Consider the following 23,153-nt stretch of genomic DNA (forward strand, 5'->3'; position numbering starts at 1 on the left):
GCCCCGGTTCGGGGACCGGTCCATGGGCGGCGTACCTCGCGCCGCCACCACACGGCCCACGGTACGCCCGCGCCCGCCGGTACCACGAGGGCGGGCCCCACCCCGGTGGGACGCGCTCGCCGTGCGACCCGGGGCCACCGGAACGACACTGGCCACTGTGTGCGTCAGGCACTCGACACGTACCGGTGCGGGCGGGTCACAGGCCCCGTTCCGGCGCCGGTTAAGGAGGGCGACATGAGTTGGTTGTGGGCGATCGTCGTGGGTCTGGTACTGGGCGTGATCGCCCGTGCCATCCTCCCCGGCCGACAGAACATCCCGCTGTGGCTGACCGCCATCTTCGGCATCATCGGAAGCATCATCGGCAACGCGGTGGCGGCCGGTTTCGGTGTGGACGAGACCAAGGGCATCGACTGGTTGCGGCACCTGTTCCAGCTGGCCGGTGCCGTGGTGGTGGTCGCCGTCGGTTCCCCGCTCTGGGCGAAGATCAGAGGTGGCTCGGCCGAGCGCGGATAACGCCGCCCGGCCCGGGTCGTACGGTCGCGAGGCCCGGGCCGGGCCACTCCCGGCCACCACGGTGGTCCAAGGCACCCACCGCCCCGGGCCACCCGGGGCGGTCCGAGCTCACAGTCCGGTGATCCGGGCGACCTTCCGGCCGGCCTTGAGGTACAGGGCGTCCGATCCGCCCAGCGCGGTGTGCTGTTCGGCCACCACCTCGGCCAGCGGACGCAGCGCGTCCTGCTCGGACAGCACCGCCGACTGCTGCCCCTGGTCCCCCTCGGCCACCAGCCGCAGACCGTTCTGCTTGGCGATCCGACGGGCGGCTGAGGCGCTCGGCGTGAACTCCAGGACGGTGGCCAGCACCGCCGTGACACCGGTCTGGCCGTGTTCGGCCAGGTCCACCGTGGGCAGCGACTCCACGTCCTGGAAGGACTTGCGGGAGAACTGCGCGGTGAAGCCGTCCCGGGCCCGCATCGCGGTCTCCACGTCGAACAGCGCGGCCACCACCTCGCCGGCCAGGACCTTCTTGAGGTCCATCGGGTGCAGCGAACCGTCGGCGATCCCGCGCTCGACCAGTTCCAGTTCCCGGTCCGTCCACTCGGTCCAGGCCCGCAGGTAGGGGGCGGTCAGCCGGTCCGGGATCGACATCACCCTGCCGTAGACCTCCTCGAAGGTCGCGGTCAGCGGGATGTAGTTGCCCTTGGACTTGGACATCTTGGCGCCCGAGCCGTCGGTGCCCTCGATCAGCGGGTTGGTGGCGATCAGCTGGGGGCGCTGCCCGTAGACCTCCATCACCCGGCGGCCCATCTGCATGTTCAGCAGCTGGTCCACCCCGCCCAGCTCGATGTCGGCGTCGATCTCCGCCGAGTCGATGGCCATGGCCACCGGGTAGATCAGCTCGGACATGGTCAGCCCGTGGCCGGCGGCCAACCGGTTGCGGAAGTCCTCGCGCTGGAGCAGCGCGGAGGCCGGCACCTGGGACAGCACCCCGATCAGCCCCGGCAGGGTCAGGGAGCCCAGCCACTCGCTGTTGTGCCGGAAGCTGACCTGGTCGAAGTCGAAGAAGGGGCGCACCTGGTCCTGGTAGCCGGCCAGGTTGCGGGCGATGTCCTCGTCGGTCAGCGGGGGACGCTCCGAGGACCGCCCCGAGGGGTCGCCGATCTTGGCGGTGGTGTCCCCGATGATCAGGGTCACCCGGTGCCCCATCCGCTGGAACCGGCTCAGCAGGATCATCGGCACGGTGTGGCCGAGGTGCACGTCGGCGGCGGTGGGGTCGATGCCCAGCTTGACGTGCAGGCCCCGCCCCTCGGCGCGCAACTCCTCGATCCGCGCGGCCAGGTCCGCCACCCCGGGGAGTACGTCCACCGCGCGGGAGGCGACCAGTTCGGCCTGCTCGGTGGGGGAGAGGTCGGACAGGTCCGCGGACCGCCGCTCGTAGGTCTCCGTCAGCAGTCGCTCGACGGTCTTGTCGGAGGAGAGGTCCTGTTCCAGCAGCTCGCTGGCCCGCTGCACGGAATCGCCCAGGCGTGTCACGTCGAAAGTCCTGTGCTCGTGGTGGATGAACCCGGTGCCGAGGGCGACGCCGGGGAGGTTCGGTGCCCAAGAGTGTAGGCGGCGCCGGTGGCGTACCGGGCGGGTGCCGGTGGCGTATCGGGCAGCGCCGTGGTGGGTGGCCGTGGCGGGTGGGGGTGGCAGGGGGACGGTGGCGATATGTAGGGACCGCACAGTCGGGGTGGGGGGTCCCTGTGGGGGACGAGCTGTGGGGGCCGGGTGATCTCCCGATAGTTTTGCGGTGCAGTGTGGCCAACTCACGTGACCTCAGGGGACTGGGGCCCAAGTCGACCGAAAGTAGGGGTGATCCCAGTGAGCCGCTCGGTACTGGTGACCGGAGGCAGCCGGGGGATCGGTCTGTCCATCGCTCGGGCGTTCGCGGAGGCCGGCGACGAGGTGGCCGTGACGTACCGCTCGGGGGAGCCGCCGGAGGGGTTCCTCGGGGTCCGCTGTGACATCAACGATCCCGAACAGGTGGAGAGGGCCTACAAGGAGATCGAGGAGAAGCAGGGCCCGGTCCAGGTACTGGTGGCCAACGCCGGTGTGACCCGGGACCAGTTGCTGCTGCGGATGTCCGAGGAGGACTTCACCTCCGTACTGGAGACCAACCTGGTGGGTACCTTCCGGGTCACCAAGCGCGCCTGCCGCGGCATGTTGCGCAACAAGGGCGGCCGGATCGTGCTGATCTCGTCCGTGGTGGGCCTGTTGGGCTCGGCGGGCCAGACCAACTACGCCGCCTCCAAGGCCGGCCTGGTGGGCTTCGCCCGTTCGCTGGCCCGGGAGTTGGGCTCCCGCAACATCACCTGCAACGTGGTGGCGCCCGGCTTCGTCGACACCGACATGACGAAGGCGCTCACCGAGGAACAGCGCGCGGACATCGTGGGGAGGGTTCCGCTGGGCCGCTACGCCGACCCGGGCGAGGTCGCCCACGCGGTGCGCTTCCTGGCCTCCGAGGAGGCCGCGTACATCACCGGAGCCGTCCTCCCCGTGGACGGCGGATTGGGCATGGGGCACTGAGACGATGAGTGGAATTCTGGCGGGCAAGCGCATCCTGGTCACCGGCGTCATCACCCAGGGGTCGATCGCCTTTCACGCCGCGCGGGTGGCCCAGGAGGAGGGCGCCGAGGTGATCCTCACCGGCTTCGGCCGGGTCACCCTGGTGGAGCGGATCGCCAAGCGGCTGCCGAAGCCGGCTCCGGTGATCGAACTCGACGTCACCGACCAGGAGCAGCTGGACTCGCTGGCCGACCGGGTACGCGAGCACCTGGGCGAGGGCGTCGACCTGGACGGGGTGGTGCACTCCATCGCCTTCGGTCCCGAGGGGGTCTTCACCTTCCTCGACGCCTCCTGGGAGGAGGTGTCCACCGCCGTCGAGGTCTCGGCGTACTCACTGAAGTCGCTGACCACCGCCTGCCTGCCGCTGATGCCGCGCGGCGGCTCGGTGGTGGGGCTGACCTTCGACGCCCAGCTGGCCTGGCCGAAGTACGACTGGATGGGGGTGGCCAAGGCCGCCCTGGAGTCCACCAGCCGCTACCTGGCCCGCGACCTGGGCGAGCGGAACATCCGCTGCAACCTGGTGTCCGCCGGCCCGATCAAGTCCATGGCCGCCCGCAGCATCCCCGGCTTCGAGGAGCTGGCGGACGTGTGGAACCACCGGGCCCCCATCGGCTGGCAGCTGGACGACCCGGAGCCGGCGGGGCGGGGCGTGGTGGCCCTGCTGTCGGACTTCTTCCCCAAGACCACGGGGGAGATCGTCCACGTCGACGGCGGCGTGCACATGATGGGCGCCTGAACGAACCGACCGGTCAGGTGGCCCCGGGGACGTCCCCGGGGCCACCGGCCGTGTTCGGCCCGCCCCGGACCGAACCGCGCCGGGAGTGGGCGATCCTCGGATACGAGCCGGCCACCCGCGCCGCCTCCTCGGCGTCGCCCTCGCGGATCGAGGCGACCAGCCGGGCGTGGTCCAGGTGTTCCGCCGCGTCGAGCTGGTCCCCCACATCGCCGCGCAGCGCGGCCCGGAGGACGTCCCCGAGGTCGGCGTACAACGCGGTCAGCACCTCGTTGTGGGAGGCGGACACCACCGCCAGGTGGAAGGTGGCGTCGGCCTCCACGAACCGCTCCACCTCGCCGGAGTCCCAGGCCTCCTCCCGCCGCGCCAACAGGGCGTCCAACTGGGCCAGTTCCTCCTCCGTACGGCGCTGGGCGGCCAGCCGGGACCCCTCGGACTCCAGGACCGTACGCAGTTCGGCCACGTGCGCCGGGTCGGCGTCGGCGAACCGTCGGTGCATCACCCCGGCCAGCTCGCTGGTGGCGAGCACGTAGGTGCCGGAGCCCTGGCGGATGTCCAGCAGCCCGTTGTGGGCGAGCGCCCGCACCGCCTCCCGCACCGTGTTGCGGGCCACCCCCAGCTGCTCGACCAGCTCGGACTCGGTGGGGATACGCGAGCCCACCGGCCACTCGCCCGAGGTGATCTGGCCCCGCAGCGCGGAGATGACCTGGTCGGCGAGGGCTGAGCGACTGGGCGAGGGCAGTGGCATGGGTGGTGGTCCCGACGGTCGGGGTGCGCGTGGCACCGGCGTCACAGGGTGGAGCGGGGAGCCATTATCAACTTGGAGCTATTCATCCCATGATTCTATGATGGCGCCCATGGTCGCCAAGGAAGCTCAGGCCCCCCACGGGGGCGGAGAGGTCAGCAGTCCCCCACGTCGGACGTCCGGCGCCGACTCCACCTCCAACCCCCCTTTCCTCAGGTCCCGTTGGTTCCCGTGGTGGGCGGCCCTCGGGCTGCTGCTCGCCGGTCTCAACCTCCGTCCGGCCATCTCCGGCCTCGGCCCGATCCTCGCCGAGGTGCGCCAGGGCCTGGGGATGAGCGGAGCCGTGGCCGGCCTCCTCACCTCGGTGCCCCCGCTGTCCTTCGCCGTGTTCGGCGGCCTCGCGCCCCGGCTGGCCCGCCGTTGGGGAGCGGCCACCGTGATCGGCGGCGGCATGGGGGTCCTCACCCTCGGTCTGGCGCTGCGCTCGCTGGCCCCCGGCACCGTGGTGTTCCTGGTGGCCAGTGTGCTGGCCCTGGCCGGGATCGCGGTGAGCAACGTGCTGATGCCGGTGGCCGTCAAGCAGTGGTTCCCCCACCGGGTGGGCACCATGACCGGCCTGTACTCGATGGCCCTGTCCCTGGGCACCGCCGGGGCCGCCGCCGTGACCGTCCCCATGACCCAGGCCCTGGGCGGTAGTTGGCGCCTGGGCCTGGGGATGTGGCTGGTCCTGAGCGTGTCGGCGCTGCTGCCCTGGGTCACCCTGGCCCGTACCGGCCGGCGCGCCGCCCCCACCTCCGCCGTGACCCCCGCCGAACGTCCGGGGAGCGTGGCCACCGACCCAGCCACCGACCCAGCCGCCGACCCGGCCAGGGCCTCCGCCGCCGCGTCCACCACCGACACCGGCCACCAGGGTCCGCCCGGTTCCCTGCTGCGCTCGCCCACCGCCTGGGCGCTGTGCGTCTTCTTCGGGCTCCAGGCCACCGGCGCCTACGTGATCATGGGCTGGCTGCCCCAGATCTTCCGGGACGCCGGGGTGTCCGCCTCCACGGCGGGCCTGCTGCTGGCCCTGACCATGGGCCTGGGCGTGCCGCTGTCCTTCGTGCTGCCGAGGCTGGCCTCCACCGTGAGCCGTCAGGGCCCCCTGGTACTGGCTCTGGGGGCCTGCGGACTGGCCGGCTACACCGGTCTGTGGTGGGCTCCGGCCGGCGGCGCCTGGGTCTGGGCGCTGCTGCTGGGTGTCTCCAACTGCGCCTTCCCCCTGGCGCTGACCATGATCGGGATGCGGGCCCGCACCTCGGCCGGGGTGGTACGGCTGTCGGCCTTCGCCCAGAGCGGCGGCTACCTGCTGTCGATGCCCGGCCCCCTGCTGGTCGGCGTACTGCGGGAGAGCAGCGGAGGCTGGCACCTGCCGCTGGGCTTCCTCGTGGTGCTGCTGTGTGCCCAGATGCTCGCCGGACTGGTGGCCGGACGGGACCGGTGCGTGGAGGACGGGGACTGAGTGCGACACTCGACCCATGCCCGTACTCGAACCGAACCCGCCGGACGGACAGCGGAAGTTCCTGTGGATCCTCGGCCTGATGCTCGGCATCACCGTGGTGATCGGGGTGTTGGCCAGCTTCCTCGCCTCCTGAGGCGCCTTCGAGGTGCTGCCTTCCGAGGCGTTTCCGAAGCGCTCCCGAGACGGGGGTGTACCCAGCACCCCTTCCCCCTAGGGGGCCAGGTTCAGGGGTAACTGGGTGGCTTACCGGATGGGAGCGCGGGAAGCCGGCTCCTAGGCTCGTGGACACACACAGCACAGGACCCCCGCCCGGAGGCGAGAGCGATGAAGAAGGCAGAGCCCGCCGGTTCCTCCGCCCGGTCCGCCGCCCGCCCCGGCCACGGGGAACAGTCGTGGGGGATGGGTCTGCCCTGGTGGTCGCTGGTGTTGCCGGCCGTCGCCTTCGCCGTACTGCTGGTGTTCGTCACCGCCGGACCGGGCCTCGCCTCCGACGCCGCCCGCCCCACCGAGTCGCTCACCCACTGGCTGCTGACCGCGATCTACGCCGTGCTCGGCTGAGCCCCCGGCGGGGGCCACTGAGCCGCCCACCGCGTCCCGGGCCGTGCGTTTTCCCAGATCAGTTGGTCAACACCCCGCGCCCAGCGCGGGGTTTCGTGCGAAGCTGGGGACATGAGCGTCGATGTGCCTCGCAGGATCGTCATTCTCCGACACGCCAAGGCCGACTGGCCCGAAGTATCTGACCATGAACGACCGCTCGCGGACCGTGGACGCAAGGACGCCCCGGTCGCCGGCGCCTGGCTCGCCTCCCAGGACATCGTCCCGGAGCTGACCCTGTGCTCCACGGCCACCCGGGCCCGCGAGACCTGGAAGCTGGTGGCGCCCGAACTCCCGCGCCGCCCACGGACCGTGTACGAGGACCGGCTGTACGACGCCTCCCTCGGCCAGCTGATCGAGGTGGTCAACGAGGCGCCCGAGGAGGTCAACACCCTCATGGTGGTGGGCCACAACCCCGGGGTGCACGCCCTCGCCGACGCCCTGGCCGGCTCCGCCGACCCGGACGTGGCCGCCCGGATGAACCGGGGCGGCTTCCCCACCTCCGCCATGGCCGTGCTGACCCTGCCCGGAAGCTGGAAGTCCGTGGAGCACGGGGCGGGCACCCTGGTCGACTACTGGACGCCCCACCGCTGACCACCCGCGCCCCGTGTCACGTACGCCCCGGGCCGGCCAACTCGCGGTCCACACGGACGAGTTGGCCGGCCCGGGGCGCGTGTCGTGACCGGTGGCGGATGACGGTCGGCCGGTCAGCGGCCGACGGTGCCCCGCCGCTGTCACGGAGGGTCGTCGGCGGCGTACCGGCCCGACGTACCGACCCCGGAGGCGCGGACCCTGTGGGGTTCGGCCCGCCCCCGGCGTCCAGGTCCGGCGCGCCAACCTCCCCGCGGGTGGGGCCGGTTGGCAACGCGCCGGGACGCTGGCCGCTCCGGGGTGCCGGCAGGAGTAGCGTGACCTCGGCCGGGCCCTAAGGGCCCGGGCCGTCCCGTCACAACCGAGAGTGGGTGCCCCCATGGCCAAGATCGCGGTCGAACTGGGCGAGGTGCAGGAGACCCTGCTCATCCCGCTCTACGGGAGAGCGCGGGACGCCCGCTCCCGGCGCCCCGTCCTGGGGGACTCCCGCGCGGTCGAACTGGTCGACACCATCGACTACGACTTCACCGGCTTCGGTGGCCCCTCGCTCTCCGGCTCGGTGCTGCGCACCTCGATCATCGACGGCTGGGTACGGGACCACCTGCGGGAGCACCCCGACAGCACCGTGGTGGAGATCGGCGCGGGACTCAACACCCGCTTCGACCGGGTGGACAACGGGCGGGTGCACTGGATCGACCTGGACCTGCCGGACACCATCGACCTGCGCCGGCGCTTCTTCACCGACAGCGCGCGCTGCCGGATGATCCCCGGGTCGGTGCTGGAGACCGACTGGTTCGAGGCGGTGGACACCTCGCACGGCCCGGCGCTGTTCGTGATCGAGGCGGTGCTGCTCTACCTGTCCGACGAGGAGGTACGGACCGCCCTGACCCAGCTCGCCGAGCGGTTCCCCGGCTCCCGCGTCGTCTTCGACACCGGCGGCACCGCCATGATCCGCTCCCAGGAGCGCAACGGTTCGATGAAGGCCGTGACCGCCAGGATGCGGTGGGTCTGCGACGACCCCGGCACACTCGAACCCTGGGGTCTGCGCCTGGAGGACAGCCGTACCTTCGCCCGCCCCCAGCCCGAGGTCGCCCGCACCTGGCCCAGGCGTTACCGCCACCTGCTGCGGCTGCTGTCCCGGGTGGTGCCCAGGGTCACCGAGAGCTACCGGCTCAACCTCTTCACGCTCACCGGCCCGGACACCCGCCCGCCCTCCTGAGCCCCCGGGCACTCAGTCCAGCAGTCCGGCCGCCTCGACCTCCTCGCGGCTGATGCCCAGCAGGTACAGCACGGTGTCCAGGAAGGGGACGTTCACCGAGGTGTGGGCGGCCTCGCGCACCACCGGCTTGGCGTTGAAGGCGACGCCCAGCCCGGCGGCGTTGAGCATGTCCAGGTCGTTGGCGCCGTCCCCGATGGCGACGGTCTGCGACAGCGGCACCCCGGCCTGCTCGGCGAACCGGCGCAGCAGCCGGGCCTTCCCCGCCCGGTCCACCATCTCGCCCACCACCCTGCCGGTCAGCCGACCGTCGACCACCTCCAGGGTGTTGGCCGCCGCGAAGTCGAGGTTCAGCTCCTCCCGCAGCCCGTCGGTGACCTGGGTGAAGCCACCGGAGACCACGCCGACCTGGAAGCCCAGCCGCTTCAGGGTGCGCACCAGGGTGCGGGCACCGGGGGTCAGGCGCACCTGGGCGCGGACCTTGTCCACCACCGAGGCGTCCAGCCCCTTCAGCAGCTCCACCCTGGCATGCAGCGACTGGGCGAAGTCCAGCTCCCCCCGCATCGCCCGGGCGGTGACCTCGGCGACCTGCGCCTCACAGTCGGCGTGGCCCGCGAACAGCTCGATGACCTCGTCCTGGATCAGGGTGGAGTCCACGTCCATCACCACCAGCCGCTGGGCCCGTCGCTGGAGCCCGGCGCCCACCACGGCCACGTCCACCCCGCTCCGCGCGGCCTCCAGCGCCAGCTCGGGGCGCAGGGTGGCGGTGTCCACCCCGGAGACGTCGAACTCCACCGCCGTGACCGGGTACTTGGCGAGCCGGAAGATACGGTCGATGTTGCCGCCGGCCCCGGCGATGGCGGAGGCGATCCGCGAGGTGGCGTCGGCGGCCAGCAGGGGCTGCCCCAGGACGGTGACATGGGAACGGCCGCGCCCCCGGGGGCGGTTGTCGCCCCTGCCGGAGATGATCTCGGCCTCCAGCCCGAAGGGTTCGGCCCAGCTGTGCACGGTCGCCCGCAGGGCTCCCTCGTGCTCCGGCCCCTGGGGCTGGGTCACCAGGACGCACAGGGTGATACGTCCCCGGGTGACGACCTGTTCGATGTCGATCACGTCCACGCCGTAGGCGGCGAGCGTCTCGAAGAGTCCGGCGGTGATGCCCGGACGGTCCTTGCCGAAGATCTTGACCAACAGGGTGGGCTGGTCGTCCAGGGGGCGTGTGGCCTGCGGTGTGCTCATGGTGTTCTCACGTTAGCGGCGGGACGGCGGTTGATCGACGTCGTATCGAACCGTGGACGTCTGACGGCCAGAGCGTACGATCAGGGCGGGTCGAGGGGGACGTACCACTCGAACCTGGGGGATTCTGTCCGGGTATGGCCATCTGTCCGTCCCGCTCCATGGTTCTGTCGCGGGGTTGTTGCTCGGGGTGGCTTTCTGCGCCGGGGGCCGGCCTGGAATAGTTCCCCCACGATGTTCGCCATCCCAGGATTCCCCTCGCGGGGAAATGCTCGGGGGACAACTATGTGGGGCATGGAGTGTCGGAAGTCGTACTGGAACTGAACGGAAGGTCCTGGACGCTCGATCCGTCCCGGACGTACACCCTCGGCCGTGACCCCCAGGGTGACCTGGTGATCGACGACGCGAGGGTCTCCTGGCGGCACGCCGTCGTCAGGTGGGGTGGCCGCTCCTGGGTCATCGAGGACCAGGGCAGCACCAACGGGACCTACGTCCAGGGGCAGCGCGTCCAGCAGTGGGAACTGGCCCCGGGCGTACCCGTACACCTGGGCAACGCCACCGACGGCCCCCGGCTGGACCTCGGTGGCGCGGGAGCCGGAACCCCACAGCCGTTCCCCCAGGCGTCCGAGCCCACCCGCACCGCGCCCTCGCCCCAGCAGCAGCCCCAACAGGGCGGCTGGCAGCAGCAGGTGCAGCCCCAGCAGCCGCCGCAACAGCAGCACGGTTGGCAGCAGGCGCCCCAGCAGGGCGGCTGGCCGCAGCAACAGCAGGCCGCGCCCCACCAGCAACAGCAGCAGCCGGCCGGTATGGGCGCCATCAAGGGCGGCGGAGCACCGGCCGCCCCCTCGGGCGACCAGCCCCAGCAGCCGGGGGCCTCCGCCGAGGGCCAGGGGGCCGCCCGGGGCGCCACCTCCTTCCACCAGTTCGCCCTGGGCCGGGTCATGAAGATCGGCCGTGCCCTGGAGAACGACCTGGTGGTCTCCGACCTTCAGGTCTCCCGTCACCACGCGGAGTTCCACGCCACCCCGGACGGCAAGTTCGAGATCCGTGACCTGGGCGCGCACAACGGCACCTACGTCAACGGTCAGCCGCTGCCCCGCTCCGGCGCCCGGCTGATCACCCCGCAGGACATCATCGGTATCGGTCACTCCACGTTCCGGCTGGTGGGGGACCGGCTGGAGGAGTTCGTCGACACCGGCGAGGTGTCCTTCTCCGCCCGCCACCTGACCGTGAAGGTCGGCGAGGGCAAGGTCATCCTCAACGACGTCTCCTTCGGGGTCCCCGAGAAGTCCCTGGTCGCGGTCATCGGCCCCTCCGGCTCCGGCAAGTCGACGCTGCTCCGCGCCCTGACCGGGTACCGCCCCGCCGACGTGGGCGAGGTCCTCTACGACAACCGGAACCTCTACAAGCAGTTCGCCGAGCTGCGGCAACGTATCGGGCTGGTGCCCCAGGACGACATCCTGCACAAGGACCTCACCGTCCGCACCGCCCTGCGCTACGCCGCCAAGCTCCGCTTCCCCGGTGACGTCGCCGCCGCCGAGCGCAACGCCCGGATCGAGGAGGTGCTGGCCGAACTCAAGCTGGACATCCACGCCGGCAAGAAGATCACCTCGCTCTCCGGCGGCCAGCGCAAGCGCGTCTCGGTCGCCCTGGAGCTGCTCACCAAGCCCTCGTTGATCTTCCTGGACGAGCCGACCTCCGGCCTCGACCCGGGCATGGACCGCGACGTGATGCAGCTGCTGCGCGGGCTGGCCGACGACGGCCGCACCGTGCTGGTGGTCACCCACTCGGTGGCCGAACTCGCCCTGTGCGACCGGCTGTTGGTGATGGCCCCGGGCGGCGGTGTGGCCTACTTCGGCCCGCCGGACGAGGCGTTGAACTTCTTCGGCTACCAGACCTGGGCCGACGTGTTCTCCGCCTTCGAGAACTACCGCGACCACGACTGGATGGGCCGCTGGCGCGGTTCCCAGCACTACCAGCTGTACGCCGCCGACCTGGACTCCGCTCCGCCGGCCCAGCAGGTGGTACCGCAGATGCCCGCCCGGACGCAGAAACCCCAGAGCTGGGGTTCCCAGCTGTGGACGCTGACCCGCCGATATCTGTCGGTGATCGGCTCCGACAAGGGCTTCATGGCCCTGATGGTGATCCTGCCGGCGGTGCTGGGGGTGGTGAGCACGGTCATCCCCTCGGAGTTCGGCCTGGCGCCGAACGCCAACCCACGGCTGTCCAACACCGCCTCCGGCACCATCGTGCTGATCCTGGCGGTGGGCATGTGCTTCACCGGCGCCGCCAACTCCGTACGAGAACTGATCAAGGAACGGGTCATCTACGAAAGGGAACGGGCCGTCGGCCTGTCCCGGTCGGCGTACCTGATGTCCAAGATCCTGGTGCTCGGGGTCATCACCGCCGTGCAGGGCGTCATCATCTGCGCCATCGGCTTCCTGCCCCGGGAGATGCCCGAGGACAAGCTGGTCTTCGGCCCCGAGATCGACATGTGCGTCGGCGTCATCGCCCTGGGCATCACCTCGATGATGTTCGGCCTGATCATCTCCGCCCTGGTGAAGACCGCCGAGAAGACCATGCCGCTGCTGGTGATGTTCGCCATCATCCAGGTGGTGTTCACCGGCACCCTGTTCCAGATCTTCAACTCTCCGGGAGTGGAGCAGGTCGCCTGGCTGATGCCCTCCCGCTGGGGCGTGGGGGCCGCCGGTTCGGCCATCGACCTGGCGCACACCATGCCGCCCTGGGACCGCGCCAAGCCCGACGAGCTGGACCCGCTGTGGGACTTCAGCGTCGGGATCTACGCCCTCAACCTGATGATGCTGCTGCTGTTCACCGTGGTCCTCGGCCTCATCGTCGCCAAGCTGCTGCGACGGCACGAGCCGGAGGTCATGCGCAAGTAGCCGCGCGACGGCGACCGGAAGACAGCGGCCGGAAGGACGCGACCGGAAGACAGCGACTGGATGGCGGCGCCCCGACCCGGGGCGCCGCCATCCGGCGTACCGGGGCGGTACCGGCCCCCACCCCGGCGCGGCCACCCACCCGTCGGGGCTGGCGCCCCCGTGCCACGGCGCAGCAACCCCACCGAGGCCCGCGCCGCGACAACGCCGGCGCCCCCCGGCGCCCGTACCACCGCCCCGCGCCACCCCGGGGCGCACGCCCCGTACGGCCGGCCGCCCAGGCCGGTACCCGCACCCCGCACCGCCCGGCCCCCGACCAGGGACCTAGGACCCCGGGCCCCCGCCCGCCCTGCCCTGGGCCGATCCCCGACCCCGCCCACTCCGGCTAGCGTGAGGTACATGGTCGCCGCCACCCAGGGACTCACCGCCGTCAGCGCCGCACTGCTGGCCATGAACCGGCACCTGGAGGTACGAGAGGTCCTCCAGACCATCGTCGGCTCGGCCCGCGAGCTGCTGAACGCCGAGTACGCCGCCCTCGGGGTACCCGACGACCACGGCGGCTTCGCCCAGTTCGTGGTGGCCGGCGTCAGCGACGACCAGTGGAAGGCCATCGGCCCGCTGCCCCGACAGCACGGCATCCTCGCCGCCATGCTCCGCGAGGCCACCCCCCAGCGGCTGGCCGACGTACGACGTGACCCCCGCTTCGAGGGCTGGCCCTCCGCCCACCCCGAGCTGGTGGACTTCCTCGGGATGCCCATCCGGGGCGGGGAGGACGACGAGGTGCTGGGCGCCCTGTTCCTCGCCAACAAGAGGGAACCGTCCGACTCCCCGGAGCCCGGCACCGGCTCCCGGTTCACCTCCGAGGACGAGGAACTGCTCGACCTGCTCACCCAGCACGCCGCGCTCGCCCTCACCAACGCCCGCCTCCACGAACGGGCCCGGGAACTGACCATCGCGGAGGAACGCGCCCGGCTCGCCCAGGAACTCCACGACGCGGTCGCCCAGAAACTGTTCTCCCTCCGGCTGACCGCCCAGGCCGCCGCCACCCTGGTGGACCGCGACCCCGCGCAGGCCAAGGCCGAACTCCGCGAGGTCGCCCACCTGGCCGCCGACGCCGCCGAGGAACTCCGCGCCGCCGTCGTGGAGTTGCGGCCCGCCGCCCTGGACGAGGACGGCCTGGTCGCCACCCTCCGGGCCCAGACCAGGGTGCTCGCCCGTGCCCACAGCGCCCGCATCACCTTCACCGCCGAAGGGGTGCGCGCCCTGCCCGCCGCCCAGGAGGAGGCCCTGCTCCGCGTCGCACAGGAAGCCCTGCACAACGCGCTGCGGCACGCGGAGGCGCGACGGGTCGAGGTGAGCCTGGCCCGCGCCCCCTCCGGCGGCACCGTGCTGCGGGTGGCCGACGACGGGGTGGGCTTCGAACCCCACCGGGTACGCGGACGCCACCTGGGGCTGGCGTCCATGAGGGACCGGGCCCAGGCGGTGGGCGGCGAGCTCACGGTGTCCTCGGCACCCGGCCGGGGCACCGCCATCCGCACGGAGGTGCCCGGTGGCTGAACCCATCCGCGTCCTGCTGGTCGACGACCACCAGGTCGTCCGTCGCGGCCTGCGCACCTTCCTGGAGGTGCAGGACGACATCGACGTGGTCGGGGAGGCCGCCGACGGCGACTCCTGCGTGGAGCGGGCCGAGGAACTGCGGCCGGACGTGGTGCTGATGGACGTCAGGATGCCCGGCTCGGACGGCATCGACGCCCTGCGCCGACTCCGTGAGCGCGGCAACCCCGCCCGGGTACTGGTGATCACCAGCTTCACCGAGCGCCGCACCGTGGTACCCGCCCTGCGCGCCGGCGCCTCCGGCTACGTCTACAAGGACATCGACCCCGACGCCCTCGCCGGCGCCATCCGCTCCGTACACGCCGGCCACATCCTGCTCCAACCCGAGGTCGCCGACGCCCTGTTGGCCGACGAGCCGGGGGAGGGGGCACCGGGCCGGGCCGGCTCCCTCACCGAGCGGGAGCGCGAGGTGCTCGGCCTCATCGCCGACGGCCACTCCAACCGGGAGATCGCCCGCACCCTGGTGCTGTCGGAGAAGACCGTGAAGACCCACGTCTCCAACATCCTGATGAAGCTCGACGTGGTGGACCGCACCCAGGCCGCGCTGTGGGCGGTACGCCACGGCCTCACCTGACCACCCGGCTCAGGACCGCTCGCGCTCCCGCTCCTCGGCGTAGGCGTTGTACGCGGCGACCTGGGCCCGGCGCGCGGTGGCCGCCACCCCGCGCAACGCCTCGGCCCGCGCGGCCAGCGCCGAGGCGCTCAACGCCGCCCCCGTCTCCGTACCCTCCTGGGCGATGCCCACCAGCGCGGCCACCCGCTGCGCCAGCTCCAGCACCCGCACCGCCCGGGCGGGGTAGCCCGGAGCCAGCAGGGTCCGCCCCGCCTCCGCCCGCGCCCGGTACGCCTCCAGGGCGGCCTCGGCCACCGGCGACGAGCCGGCCACGTCCAGCCGGGTCAGCGCCTCGGTGGCCTCTCGCAGAGCCTGCGCCAACTCCCGTTCCGCCTCGCCCAGGGACGGTACGTCCGCCGGCGGAGCCTCCCGGATCGGCTCCATCCGCCACAGCACCGCCCGGTCGACGTCACCCTCCGGCCCGGCCTCCACCACCTCGGGCACCAGCCCCCAGGCCGCCCCCGACAGCAACACCGCCTCCCCGGCCTCCAGGGCCAGCGAGTTGAACGCCGCCGGCCCGCTGAGCCCCAGGGGGTGACCCGGTACCGGCAACGCCAGCCGGAACCCCCAGACCCCCCAGGAGCGCAACCGCCCCAGGGCCAGGGTCAGCCCCACCGGGCCCTCCTCGTCGGGCAGTTGGACCACCCGGTGCCGGGAGTCCTCCGAAACGATCCGGCCAGCCACCTCGTCCGGTGACACCTGACCGGCGAGCAGGGCGTTCCCCCAGGCGACAAGCCGCCCCGAGCGCGGTTCCTCAAGCATGGGGCCAGCCTAGAACCAGTCCCTTCACAGCACCCCAAACCCTTGGCGTAGGTTTGGCTGAGACCATGCCCACAGGCATGTACCACCCAAGGCGACTGCAAGGGGAGACAAGGCGCTCATGAGCGATGTTCTGGAGCTGGTGGACGTATCCGTGGTCCGCGAGGGGCGCCCGCTGGTGGACCAGGTCTCCTGGTCGGTGAAGGAGGGCGAACGCTGGGTGATCCTCGGCCCCAACGGCGCCGGCAAGACCACCCTCCTCAACCTGGCGTCCAGCTACCTCTTCCCCAGCTCCGGCACCGCCACCATCCTCGGTGAGCGCCTCGGCGCCGTGGACGTCTTCGAACTGCGCCCCCGGATCGGCATGGCCGGCGTCGCCATGGTGGACAAGCTGCCCAGCCGGCAGACCGTGCTGGAGACCGTCCTCACCGCCGCGTACGGCATGACCGCCACCTGGCAGGAGCACTACGACCCCATCGACGAGGAGCGGGCCCGGGCCTTCCTGGACCGCCTGGGCATGACCGAGTACCTCGACCGACGCTTCGGCACCCTCTCCGAGGGCGAGCGCAAGCGCACCCTGATCGCCCGCGCGATGATGACCGACCCCGAACTGCTGCTGCTGGACGAGCCCGCCGCCGGCCTGGACCTGGGGGGACGCGAGGACCTGGTACGCAGACTGGGACGGCTGGCCCGTGACCCACTGGCCCCCTCGATGCTGATGGTCACCCACCACGTCGAGGAGATCGCCCCCGGTTTCACCCACGTCCTCATGATCCGCCAGGGCCAGGTGCTCGCCGCCGGCCCCATCGCCACCGAGCTGAACTCCCGCAACCTCTCCCTCTGCTTCGGCCTGCCCCTGGTCCTGGAACAGCACGGCGACCGCTTCACCGCCCAGGGCCTCCCGCTGTCCTGAACCCACCGCCCCCCTCCGGCCAAGGTCGATCTTCGCCTCCCGCGACCTGTCCGAGCCGGACCGGTACGCCTACCATGGACGTGTGGACGCATGGATCTGGTGGCTCATCGCAGCGGTCGGACTGGGTATCCCGCTTGTGCTCACGGCCATGCCGGAGTTCGGGATGCTCGCCATCGGCGCCGTGGCAGGCGCCCTCACCGCGGGACTCGGGGGCGGAAGGGTGGCCCAGGTCCTGGTCTTCGCGGTGGTCTCCTCCGCGCTGATCATGGTGGTGCGCCCGCTGGCCCGCCGGATGCGGACCGAGCGGCCCGAACTCGCCAGCGGCGTGGACGCCCTGAAGGGGCGTCAGGCCCTGGTGCTGGAGCGGGTGGACGCCCAGGGCGGCCGGATCAAACTGGCCGGCGAGGTGTGGTCCGCGCGTTCCCTGGACTCCGACGCGGCCTACCAGCCGGGCGACCAGGTCGACGTGGTGGAGATCGACGGGGCGACAGCCGTCGTGATGTGACGGCTCCCCACCACATGAGCGATCATGTGACCGGCAGACAACCGATACAGCATCAACTCGACCGTACGGCAGGGGAAATCCGATGGACGCGATCATCATCGTCCTGATCATCCTGGTGGTGCTCGTCTTCATCGCACTCATCAAGACGATCCAGGTCATCCCGCAGGCCAGCGCCGCCATCGTCGAGCGCTTCGGCCGCTACACCCGCACCCTCAACGCCGGCCTCAACATCGTCGTCCCGTTCATCGACACCGTGCGCAACCGGGTCGACCTCCGCGAACAGGTCGTCCCCTTCCCGCCACAGCCGGTGATCACCCAGGACAACCTGGTCGTCAACATCGACACCGTCATCTACTACCAGGTCACCGACGCCCGGGCCGCCACCTACGAGGTCGCCAGCTACATCCAGGCCATCGAGCAGCTCACCGTCACCACGCTGCGGAACATCATCGGTGGCATGGACCTGGAGCGGACCCTGACCTCCCGTGAGGAGATCAACGCGGCGCTCCGAGGCGTCCTCGACGAGGCCACCGGCAAGTGGGGCATCCGCGTCAACCGCGTCGAGCTGAAGGCCATCGAGCCCCCGACCTCCATCCAGGACTCGATGGAGAAGCAGATGCGCGCCGACCGTGACAAGCGCGCGGCGATCCTCCAGGCCGAGGGTGTACGTCAGTCCGCGATCCTCACCGCCGAGGGTGAGAAGCAGTCGGCGATCCTCCGCGCCGAGGGTGAGTCCAAGTCCGCGGCCCTGCGCGCCGAGGGTGAGGCCCAGGCCATCCGTACGGTGTTCGAGTCCATCCACGCCGGGGACCCGGACCAGAAGCTGCTGTCCTACCAGTACCTCCAGATGCTGCCGAAGATCGCCGAGGGCGACGCCAACAAGCTGTGGATCGTGCCCAGCGAGATCGGCGACGCCCTCAAGGGGCTCGGCGGCGCGCTGGACAACTTCCGCCCCGGGACCGGGGCCCCGATGGAGAAGCACCCCGCGCCGCCCCGGCAGCAGCCGCCCGTCGACTGACCCGCCCAACCCGGCCTCTTGACCCCTCAGGCATGATCGATGCGTACCGCATCTGTCGCCTGGGGGGTCTTTCATGAGTGTCTGGGAGGCCCTCGCGGTCTGCTTCGCGGGCGCCGCCGCCGGAACCATCAACGTCATCGTCGGCTCCGGCACCCTCATCACCTTCCCGGTACTGCTGGCCATCGGCCTGCCCCCGGTCACCGCCAACGTCTCCAACGCCCTGGGGCTGGTACCCGGCTCGGTCAGCGGGGCCATCGCCTACCGCCGCGAACTGGTCGGCCAGGGACGGAGGGTGGCCCGCCTCACCGGCGTCGCCCTGGTCGGAGGGCTGATCGGTGCGGCCCTGCTGATCGTGCTGCCCTCCTCGGCCTTCGACATGATCGTGCCGGTGCTCATCGGCCTCGCCCTGGTGCTGGTCATCGGCCAACCCCGGCTGGCCGCCGCCCTGCGCCGCCGCCGGGAACGCGACGGCTCCACCGCCCACCCCGACGGCGGACTGGCGCTGCTGGCCGGCATGTTGCTGGCCAGCGCGTACGGGGGGTACTTCGGCGCCGCACAGGGCGTGATCTACCTGGCCCTGATGGGGCTGCTGCTCCAGGAGACCCTGCAACGCGTCAACGCCGTCAAGAACGTGCTGGGTGCCGTGGTCAACGGCATCGCCGCGGTGTTCTTCCTGTTCGTCGCGGACTTCGACTGGACCGCCGTACTGCTGATCGCCCTCGGCTCCACGGTCGGCGGCCAACTCGGCGCCCGCATCGGGCGGAAGCTGCCGCCGACCGTGTTCCGCGCGGTCATCGTGGCGGTCGGCCTCTGCGCGATCGTCCAACTCCTGCTGCGCTGAGGCCCGTTGGGCCACCCGCGTCGACCTCGTCCCGACCACGTGGTCCCCTGCGCGGGTGGTCGACACTCCGCTCCGGCTCCGGCGGCCGGTGCCCCGGACGCCGGGACGCGGGTGGAGCGGCCCCCGTCAGGAGTACGGGGGCCGCGCGAGGTCCAGTCCGCTGGGGTTCAGGCCGCACGGGCCGGAACCGTCAGCCAGGACGGCACCTCCTCGTCCCGTAGCCCCAGCGCCAACACCAGGGCGTCGGCCGGCGTCGGCTCGAACGGCTTCACCAGCAGCCTCATGCCGGCCTCGGCCGGAGTGCGGTCCGCCTTGCGGTGGTTGTCCGGCCCACAGGCCGCCACCGTGTTCAGCCAGCTGTCCGCCCCGCCCTGGGAACGCGGCACCAGGTGGTCCACCGTCGTCGCCCGGCGCCCGCAGTACGCGCACAGGTGACGGTCCCGGATCAGTACCCCGCGCCGCGACCAGGGCGCCCGTTGTCGGAACGGCACCCGTACGTAGCGCCTGAGCCGGATCACCCGGGGCACCGGCAGCTCCACCCGGGCCGCGCGCACCCGCAGCGCCGGGTGCTCCTGCTCGACCAGGGCCTTGTCCTGCATCACCAGCACCACGGCCCGTCGCAGCGAGACCGTCGACAGCGGCTCGAAGCTCGCGTTGAGCACCAGCGTGTTCCTCATCCCCCACACCTCCCGGGCGGTGCCCCGCCCCGGCGGCGAGGTGGGTCCACTGTGCCCGCGAGGACCCCCCGGAACAACGCAATTTCCCCCACACGCACGGCGAACGGTCGGGAAACGAGGAGAGGGGGAGGAGCCGGACAACACCGGTCACGGAGAGCGGGGACACCGGGGGAGAGACGAGGGTACGAGGCAGCCGGCGCGGTCACCCACCTCGCGGCGGACTCCGACGGACAGCGGGCGCAGACACCGGCGCCCTGCCGTCCCCGCCCCAGCGGTGCCGGCTGCCGACCACCACTGTGCGGCCCGGGACGACAGGGCGCAAAGCGTTTTCCGAGGGTGCTCCCGCGCGGGCGTCAGGCCGCGTCAGGGGCCTCGTACTCCCCGATCAGCTGGGCCCGGCCCAGCGTCTTGAAGCGCAGCTGGAACCCCACCACCGCGGGCGAGGCGTCCGCGTCCGGGCCCAGTTCCTCGCTGTCCACCGCGTAGACGGTGAACACGTAGCGGTGCGAACCGTCCCCGGGGGGCGGCGCGGCGCCCCCGAAGTCCCGGGTGCCGTAGTCGTTGCGTACGTGGACGGCACCGGCCGGCAGCCCCGCCATGTCCCCCGAGCCGGCGCCCGCCGGCAACTCCCGCACCGTGGCGGGGATGTTGAACACCGACCAGTGCCAGAAGCCGCTGCCGGTGGGGGCGTCCGGGTCGAAGCAGGTCACCGCGTAGCTACGGGTCCCCTCGGGAGCGCCCTCCCAGCGCAGGTGCGGGGAACGGTTCCCTTCCGCGTACACCTGCTCCGACTTCAGAGGCCCACCCTCGACCAGGTCCTCGCTCACCACCGTGAACGAGGGCACCGGCGGGTGGAAGTCATGGGGGAGCGGGCGACGCTGCTGCTCGGTCACGGGTACCTCCTGAGCGAATCGATCACTGTGCGGCCAGCCTAGCCAGCACGCCCCACCGTAGGCTCAACTCCGGGCCCACGCCGCCCGACAGACCCCCGCACGTCCCGAAAGGCGCCACCATGCCCCCACACACCGAGCCACCCCAGCCGCCTTCCGGCACCACCCCCGAGCGACTCCTCGACGGCACCCTCCCGGCCGGGGTCTACCGGTGGCCCGACCCCCTCGACGACCTGCCCTCACGGGCTCGGGACGCCGGCTGGCACACCAGCCGCCTCAGCCTGGACGAGGTACCGGACAAGGAGTCGCTGATGCGGGCCTGCGCCCAGGCCCTGCGGCTGCCGGAGTACGTCGGCCACAACTGGGACGCCCTGGAGGAGGCACTGGGCGACCTGTCCTGGTGGCCCGAGGCCCCCGGCCACCTGCTGCTGGTCAACGGGTGGCCCTCGTACGCCCGACGGCTGCCCCGGGACGCCGCGACCCTGCTGAGCGTCCTCAACCAGGTCACCGCCCTCGACCCCGGGGTACGGCCCACCCCCCTGACCGTCCTGGTCGACTGAACCGACGCCCCCCCCCCGAACAGGAGCGCCCGGCCCCCGAGTTCCTCGGGAGCCGGGCGCTTGGCCTGGCGGCTCAGAACCAGTTGCGCCGGCCCCCGACCTCGGAGATCCACTGGTGCAGGTACGCGGTCCAGTCCGTCTCCTGGAAGTCGTGCAGGCCCACGACGAAGGAGCGGTAGGTGTCGCTGCCCTCGCTGAAGAGGCCCGGCTTCTTGTCCATCTCCAGCACGACGTCCATCTGCTGGGAGTCGGCCACGAAGCTCAGTTCGACCTCGTTTATCCCCCGGTACTGCTGGGGGGCCCGGAACTCGATCTCCTGGTAGAAGGGGAGCTGCTGCCGGGTACCCCGGATGTGCCCCTTCTCCAGGTCAGCGGTCTTGAAGGCGAAGCCCAGCTGCCCGAAGGCGTCCAGGATCGCCTGCTGCGCGGGCAGCGGGTGCACGTTGACCGGGTCCAGGTCCCCCGAGTCGACCGCCCGCGCGATGGCCAGGTGGGTCACCACACCCACGTTCATACCGGTCAGGTGCCGGTCCATGAACATGGTGGTCGGCGTCTCCCAGGGGATGTCCAGGGAGAACGGCACCGCGTGCTGCGCCCCGGCCTGCACCTCGAACGCCCCGCCCAGCTGCAACCGGTGGAACTCGATGTTGGTCTTGTACTCGTTGTCCCCGCTCTCCACCTCGACCCGTGCCTGAAGGCCCACGGACAGTCCCTCGATCTGCTGAGGTACTGAGCCACCCTCGATGCGGACCTCGCCCTGGACCACGCCACCGGGCACCACATTGGGCTCGTGGAGTACGGCGTCCACCGACGCGCCTCCGGCACCCACGCTCGCCAGCAGCTTCTTGAAGCCCATCAACTTCCTCCCAAGGTCAGCCTGTCGGGAGACGTCCGTGCCTTCTGCTCGTCGTCTCGCCCAGTAGATACGCCCACGCCGGGCCCATGGTTCCGCGTGCACTACGCTCCGCCGCATGTCCGCGGTACCAGACCTGACACCCCTGCCCCGCCACTTCTTCGACCGCCCGGTGCTGGAGGTCGCGCCCCAACTGCTCGGCAAGGTGTTGGTGCACGACAGCCCCGAGGGTCCGGTGACCCTGCGGATCAGCGAGGTCGAGGCCTACGCCGGCGAGGTCGACCCCGGCTCGCACGCCTACCGGGGCCGCACCGCCCGCAACGCCTCCATGTTCGGTCCCCCCGGCCACGCCTACGTCTACTTCATCTACGGGATGTGGTGGAGCCTCAACCTCGTCTGCGGTCCGACCGACCACGCCAGCGGTGTCCTGCTGCGGGCGGGGGAGGTGCTCACCGGCGTCGACTTGGCGCGCGGTCGTCGCCCCAAGGCCCGCAAGGACAGCGAGCTGGCGAAGGGGCCGGCCCGGTTGGCCACCGCCCTCGGGGTCGACGGTCGACTGGACGGCGTGGACGTCTGCCCCGCGACGGAACTCTCGTCCCCCCTGCGCATCACCTCCTCCCCAGGGCACCCGGGCGTCGAGCCCGGTGCCGTAAAGCAGGGACCCCGTACGGGAGTTGGGGGCGAGGGCGCGGCTCATCCCTGGCGCTTCTGGCTGGACGGAGACCCCTCCGTCAGCCCCTACCGCCCCCACCAGCCCAGGCGTCGCCGGGCTCAACTTGACGCGCGGAGCAGCGAGGCATAACGTAGGTCGAGTCGTCTGAAGCGGATGGCCTCTTCGCAGCTCCTTGAGCAAGCGTGAGAGCATCCCAGATGACAACCACTACCTACGATCTCCCCAAACTGGGGCTCCTTTTGGCGTCCCCGGAAACGGGAATTCGGAGCCGATTAGGCGCCTCCGGGGAAATCAGCTAGAGTAGTGAACACCGAAAGGGAAACGCCCGGAGAGAGCCTGGAAGGGTTTTTGAAGGTAGCGTCCGTTTCTTGAGAACTCAACAGCGTGCCAAAAGTCAACGCCAAGTTTGTTGATACTCCGTGGCCATGTTTTCTGTCTTCACTGTTGTGGTGGGGGCAGGGGGTGTGGTTTGGGGTTCCTTTGAAACATATTTTTTGCAGCAAGGATGGCCGCACATTCTGCTCTTAATGGGTGGGTGTGTGGTGTCTCTGTGGCGTGTTTAGCGTTTATGGAGAGTTTGATCCTGGCTCAGGACGAACGCTGGCGGCGTGCTTAACACATG

General features: G+C 71.3%; 24 protein-coding genes. 17 read left to right on the top strand and 7 right to left on the bottom strand.

The window, feature by feature from the left end:
* Positions 1–234: 234 nt before the first annotated feature.
* On the top strand, positions 235–513 hold the full coding sequence (locus ABZT14_RS10205; protein ID WP_356299252.1) for a GlsB/YeaQ/YmgE family stress response membrane protein: 279 nt from the start codon (positions 235–237) through the stop codon (positions 511–513).
* Between the two features lie 108 nt (positions 514–621).
* On the opposite strand, the gene tyrS is transcribed toward ABZT14_RS10205, so the two are convergent.
* Positions 622–2,031 carry a tyrosine--tRNA ligase gene (gene tyrS, locus ABZT14_RS10210; RefSeq protein WP_356299254.1) on the bottom strand — a complete coding sequence of 470 codons (1,410 nt, stop codon included), beginning with the start codon at positions 2,029–2,031 and terminating at the stop codon, positions 622–624.
* Between the two features lie 330 nt (positions 2,032–2,361).
* Here tyrS and fabG point away from each other — a divergent pair, with 330 nt between their 5' ends.
* Positions 2,362–3,066, top strand: coding sequence for a 3-oxoacyl-[acyl-carrier-protein] reductase (gene fabG / locus ABZT14_RS10215; RefSeq protein WP_356299256.1), 705 nt, complete (start codon positions 2,362–2,364; stop codon positions 3,064–3,066).
* A 4-nt stretch (positions 3,067–3,070) separates the two neighbouring features.
* Complete coding sequence (gene fabI / locus ABZT14_RS10220) at positions 3,071–3,841, top strand: enoyl-ACP reductase FabI (protein ID WP_356299258.1); 771 nt, start codon at positions 3,071–3,073, stop codon at positions 3,839–3,841.
* Between the two features lie 13 nt (positions 3,842–3,854).
* Here the strand turns inward: fabI and ABZT14_RS10225 are convergent, their stop codons facing one another.
* On the bottom strand, positions 3,855–4,586 hold the full coding sequence (locus ABZT14_RS10225; RefSeq protein ID WP_356299260.1) for a FadR/GntR family transcriptional regulator: 732 nt from the start codon (positions 4,584–4,586) through the stop codon (positions 3,855–3,857).
* A gap of 109 nt (positions 4,587–4,695) precedes the next feature.
* On the opposite strand from ABZT14_RS10225, the gene ABZT14_RS10230 reads away from it, so the two are divergent.
* From ABZT14_RS10230 to ABZT14_RS10250, 5 genes are all read left to right on the top strand, one after another.
* Positions 4,696–6,081: an MFS transporter gene (locus ABZT14_RS10230; RefSeq protein ID WP_356299261.1), complete on the top strand. Its 1,386-nt coding sequence runs from the start codon at positions 4,696–4,698 to the stop codon at positions 6,079–6,081.
* 16 nt (positions 6,082–6,097) lie between these two features.
* On the top strand, positions 6,098–6,214 hold the full coding sequence (locus ABZT14_RS10235; protein WP_356299263.1) for an SGM_5486 family transporter-associated protein: 117 nt from the start codon (positions 6,098–6,100) through the stop codon (positions 6,212–6,214).
* Positions 6,215–6,405: 191 nt separating this feature from the next.
* Positions 6,406–6,639 carry a hypothetical protein gene (locus ABZT14_RS10240; RefSeq protein WP_356299265.1) on the top strand — a complete coding sequence of 78 codons (234 nt, stop codon included), beginning with the start codon at positions 6,406–6,408 and terminating at the stop codon, positions 6,637–6,639.
* 111 nt (positions 6,640–6,750) lie between these two features.
* The gene (locus ABZT14_RS10245) at positions 6,751–7,269 is read left to right on the top strand and encodes a histidine phosphatase family protein (RefSeq protein ID WP_356299267.1); all 519 of its coding nucleotides are present in this window, start codon (positions 6,751–6,753) and stop codon (positions 7,267–7,269) included.
* Between the two features lie 376 nt (positions 7,270–7,645).
* Positions 7,646–8,485 (top strand): class I SAM-dependent methyltransferase, encoded by an 840-nt coding sequence (locus ABZT14_RS10250; protein ID WP_356299268.1) that lies wholly within the window; start codon positions 7,646–7,648, stop codon positions 8,483–8,485.
* 12 nt (positions 8,486–8,497) lie between these two features.
* On the opposite strand, the gene serB is transcribed toward ABZT14_RS10250, so the two are convergent.
* Positions 8,498–9,718, bottom strand: a complete 1,221-nt coding sequence (gene serB, locus ABZT14_RS10255; RefSeq protein ID WP_356299270.1) for a phosphoserine phosphatase SerB — start codon at positions 9,716–9,718, stop codon at positions 8,498–8,500.
* Positions 9,719–10,002: 284 nt separating this feature from the next.
* Here serB and ABZT14_RS10260 point away from each other — a divergent pair, with 284 nt between their 5' ends.
* The 3 genes from ABZT14_RS10260 to ABZT14_RS10270 all read left to right on the top strand — a co-directional run bounded on the left by ABZT14_RS10260 (position 10,003) and on the right by ABZT14_RS10270 (position 14,803).
* Positions 10,003–12,618, top strand: a complete 2,616-nt coding sequence (locus tag ABZT14_RS10260; protein WP_356299272.1) for an FHA domain-containing protein — start codon at positions 10,003–10,005, stop codon at positions 12,616–12,618.
* Positions 12,619–13,014: 396 nt separating this feature from the next.
* Entirely contained in the window at positions 13,015–14,172 is a 1,158-nt protein-coding gene (locus ABZT14_RS10265) for a GAF domain-containing sensor histidine kinase (protein WP_356299274.1), read from the top strand.
* On the top strand, positions 14,165–14,803 hold the full coding sequence (locus ABZT14_RS10270; RefSeq protein WP_356299276.1) for a response regulator transcription factor: 639 nt from the start codon (positions 14,165–14,167) through the stop codon (positions 14,801–14,803). The genes ABZT14_RS10265 and ABZT14_RS10270 overlap by 8 nt, the downstream gene beginning before the upstream one ends.
* Before the next feature lie 9 nt (positions 14,804–14,812).
* Here the strand turns inward: ABZT14_RS10270 and ABZT14_RS10275 are convergent, their stop codons facing one another.
* A complete protein-coding gene (locus ABZT14_RS10275; RefSeq protein WP_356299278.1) occupies positions 14,813–15,604 on the bottom strand; it encodes a hypothetical protein in 792 nt (263 codons plus the stop codon).
* Positions 15,605–15,722: 118 nt separating this feature from the next.
* Here ABZT14_RS10275 and ABZT14_RS10280 point away from each other — a divergent pair, with 118 nt between their 5' ends.
* The 4 genes from ABZT14_RS10280 to ABZT14_RS10295 all read left to right on the top strand — a co-directional run bounded on the left by ABZT14_RS10280 (position 15,723) and on the right by ABZT14_RS10295 (position 18,878).
* A complete protein-coding gene (locus ABZT14_RS10280) occupies positions 15,723–16,514 on the top strand; it encodes an ABC transporter ATP-binding protein (protein ID WP_356299280.1) in 792 nt (263 codons plus the stop codon).
* Positions 16,515–16,596: 82 nt separating this feature from the next.
* Positions 16,597–17,019 carry an NfeD family protein gene (locus ABZT14_RS10285; RefSeq protein WP_356299282.1) on the top strand — a complete coding sequence of 141 codons (423 nt, stop codon included), beginning with the start codon at positions 16,597–16,599 and terminating at the stop codon, positions 17,017–17,019.
* 82 nt (positions 17,020–17,101) lie between these two features.
* Positions 17,102–18,037 carry an SPFH domain-containing protein gene (locus ABZT14_RS10290; protein WP_356299284.1) on the top strand — a complete coding sequence of 312 codons (936 nt, stop codon included), beginning with the start codon at positions 17,102–17,104 and terminating at the stop codon, positions 18,035–18,037.
* Between the two features lie 73 nt (positions 18,038–18,110).
* Positions 18,111–18,878: a sulfite exporter TauE/SafE family protein gene (locus ABZT14_RS10295; protein ID WP_356299286.1), complete on the top strand. Its 768-nt coding sequence runs from the start codon at positions 18,111–18,113 to the stop codon at positions 18,876–18,878.
* A gap of 167 nt (positions 18,879–19,045) precedes the next feature.
* Here the strand turns inward: ABZT14_RS10295 and ABZT14_RS10300 are convergent, their stop codons facing one another.
* Positions 19,046–19,555: an HNH endonuclease gene (locus ABZT14_RS10300; protein ID WP_356299288.1), complete on the bottom strand. Its 510-nt coding sequence runs from the start codon at positions 19,553–19,555 to the stop codon at positions 19,046–19,048.
* Between the two features lie 353 nt (positions 19,556–19,908).
* Positions 19,909–20,448, bottom strand: a complete 540-nt coding sequence (locus ABZT14_RS10305; protein WP_356299289.1) for a YbhB/YbcL family Raf kinase inhibitor-like protein — start codon at positions 20,446–20,448, stop codon at positions 19,909–19,911.
* A gap of 119 nt (positions 20,449–20,567) precedes the next feature.
* On the opposite strand from ABZT14_RS10305, the gene ABZT14_RS10310 reads away from it, so the two are divergent.
* Positions 20,568–21,005: a barstar family protein gene (locus tag ABZT14_RS10310; protein ID WP_356299291.1), complete on the top strand. Its 438-nt coding sequence runs from the start codon at positions 20,568–20,570 to the stop codon at positions 21,003–21,005.
* A gap of 73 nt (positions 21,006–21,078) precedes the next feature.
* On the opposite strand, the gene ABZT14_RS10315 is transcribed toward ABZT14_RS10310, so the two are convergent.
* A complete protein-coding gene (locus ABZT14_RS10315) occupies positions 21,079–21,861 on the bottom strand; it encodes a sporulation protein (RefSeq protein ID WP_356299293.1) in 783 nt (260 codons plus the stop codon).
* Between the two features lie 115 nt (positions 21,862–21,976).
* Here ABZT14_RS10315 and ABZT14_RS10320 point away from each other — a divergent pair, with 115 nt between their 5' ends.
* Positions 21,977–22,660, top strand: coding sequence for a DNA-3-methyladenine glycosylase (locus ABZT14_RS10320; protein WP_356299295.1), 684 nt, complete (start codon positions 21,977–21,979; stop codon positions 22,658–22,660).
* Positions 22,661–23,153: the final 493 nt, after the last annotated feature.

It is taken from the genome of Streptomyces sp. NPDC005438, from assembly GCF_040606315.1.
Lineage (GTDB): Bacteria > Actinomycetota > Actinomycetes > Streptomycetales > Streptomycetaceae > Streptomyces.

What these genes read in the sequence shown, in the direction of transcription:
- ABZT14_RS10275 (WP_356299278.1), bottom strand. Translation starts at nt 15,604, where the DNA reads ATGCTTGAGGAACCGCGCTCGGGGCGGCTTGTCGCCTGGGGGAACGCC.
- fabI (WP_356299258.1), top strand. Translation starts at nt 3,071, where the DNA reads ATGAGTGGAATTCTGGCGGGCAAGCGCATCCTGGTCACCGGCGTCATC.
- serB (WP_356299270.1), bottom strand. Translation starts at nt 9,718, where the DNA reads ATGAGCACACCGCAGGCCACACGCCCCCTGGACGACCAGCCCACCCTG.
- ABZT14_RS10250 (WP_356299268.1), top strand. Translation starts at nt 7,646, where the DNA reads ATGGCCAAGATCGCGGTCGAACTGGGCGAGGTGCAGGAGACCCTGCTC.
- ABZT14_RS10225 (WP_356299260.1), bottom strand. Translation starts at nt 4,586, where the DNA reads ATGCCACTGCCCTCGCCCAGTCGCTCAGCCCTCGCCGACCAGGTCATC.
- ABZT14_RS10265 (WP_356299274.1), top strand. Translation starts at nt 13,015, where the DNA reads ATGGTCGCCGCCACCCAGGGACTCACCGCCGTCAGCGCCGCACTGCTG.
- ABZT14_RS10315 (WP_356299293.1), bottom strand. Translation starts at nt 21,861, where the DNA reads ATGGGCTTCAAGAAGCTGCTGGCGAGCGTGGGTGCCGGAGGCGCGTCG.
- ABZT14_RS10230 (WP_356299261.1), top strand. Translation starts at nt 4,696, where the DNA reads ATGGTCGCCAAGGAAGCTCAGGCCCCCCACGGGGGCGGAGAGGTCAGC.
- ABZT14_RS10280 (WP_356299280.1), top strand. Translation starts at nt 15,723, where the DNA reads ATGAGCGATGTTCTGGAGCTGGTGGACGTATCCGTGGTCCGCGAGGGG.
- ABZT14_RS10300 (WP_356299288.1), bottom strand. Translation starts at nt 19,555, where the DNA reads ATGAGGAACACGCTGGTGCTCAACGCGAGCTTCGAGCCGCTGTCGACG.
- ABZT14_RS10310 (WP_356299291.1), top strand. Translation starts at nt 20,568, where the DNA reads ATGCCCCCACACACCGAGCCACCCCAGCCGCCTTCCGGCACCACCCCC.
- ABZT14_RS10245 (WP_356299267.1), top strand. Translation starts at nt 6,751, where the DNA reads ATGAGCGTCGATGTGCCTCGCAGGATCGTCATTCTCCGACACGCCAAG.
- ABZT14_RS10235 (WP_356299263.1), top strand. Translation starts at nt 6,098, where the DNA reads ATGCCCGTACTCGAACCGAACCCGCCGGACGGACAGCGGAAGTTCCTG.
- ABZT14_RS10240 (WP_356299265.1), top strand. Translation starts at nt 6,406, where the DNA reads ATGAAGAAGGCAGAGCCCGCCGGTTCCTCCGCCCGGTCCGCCGCCCGC.
- ABZT14_RS10295 (WP_356299286.1), top strand. Translation starts at nt 18,111, where the DNA reads ATGAGTGTCTGGGAGGCCCTCGCGGTCTGCTTCGCGGGCGCCGCCGCC.
- ABZT14_RS10290 (WP_356299284.1), top strand. Translation starts at nt 17,102, where the DNA reads ATGGACGCGATCATCATCGTCCTGATCATCCTGGTGGTGCTCGTCTTC.
- ABZT14_RS10320 (WP_356299295.1), top strand. Translation starts at nt 21,977, where the DNA reads ATGTCCGCGGTACCAGACCTGACACCCCTGCCCCGCCACTTCTTCGAC.
- ABZT14_RS10205 (WP_356299252.1), top strand. Translation starts at nt 235, where the DNA reads ATGAGTTGGTTGTGGGCGATCGTCGTGGGTCTGGTACTGGGCGTGATC.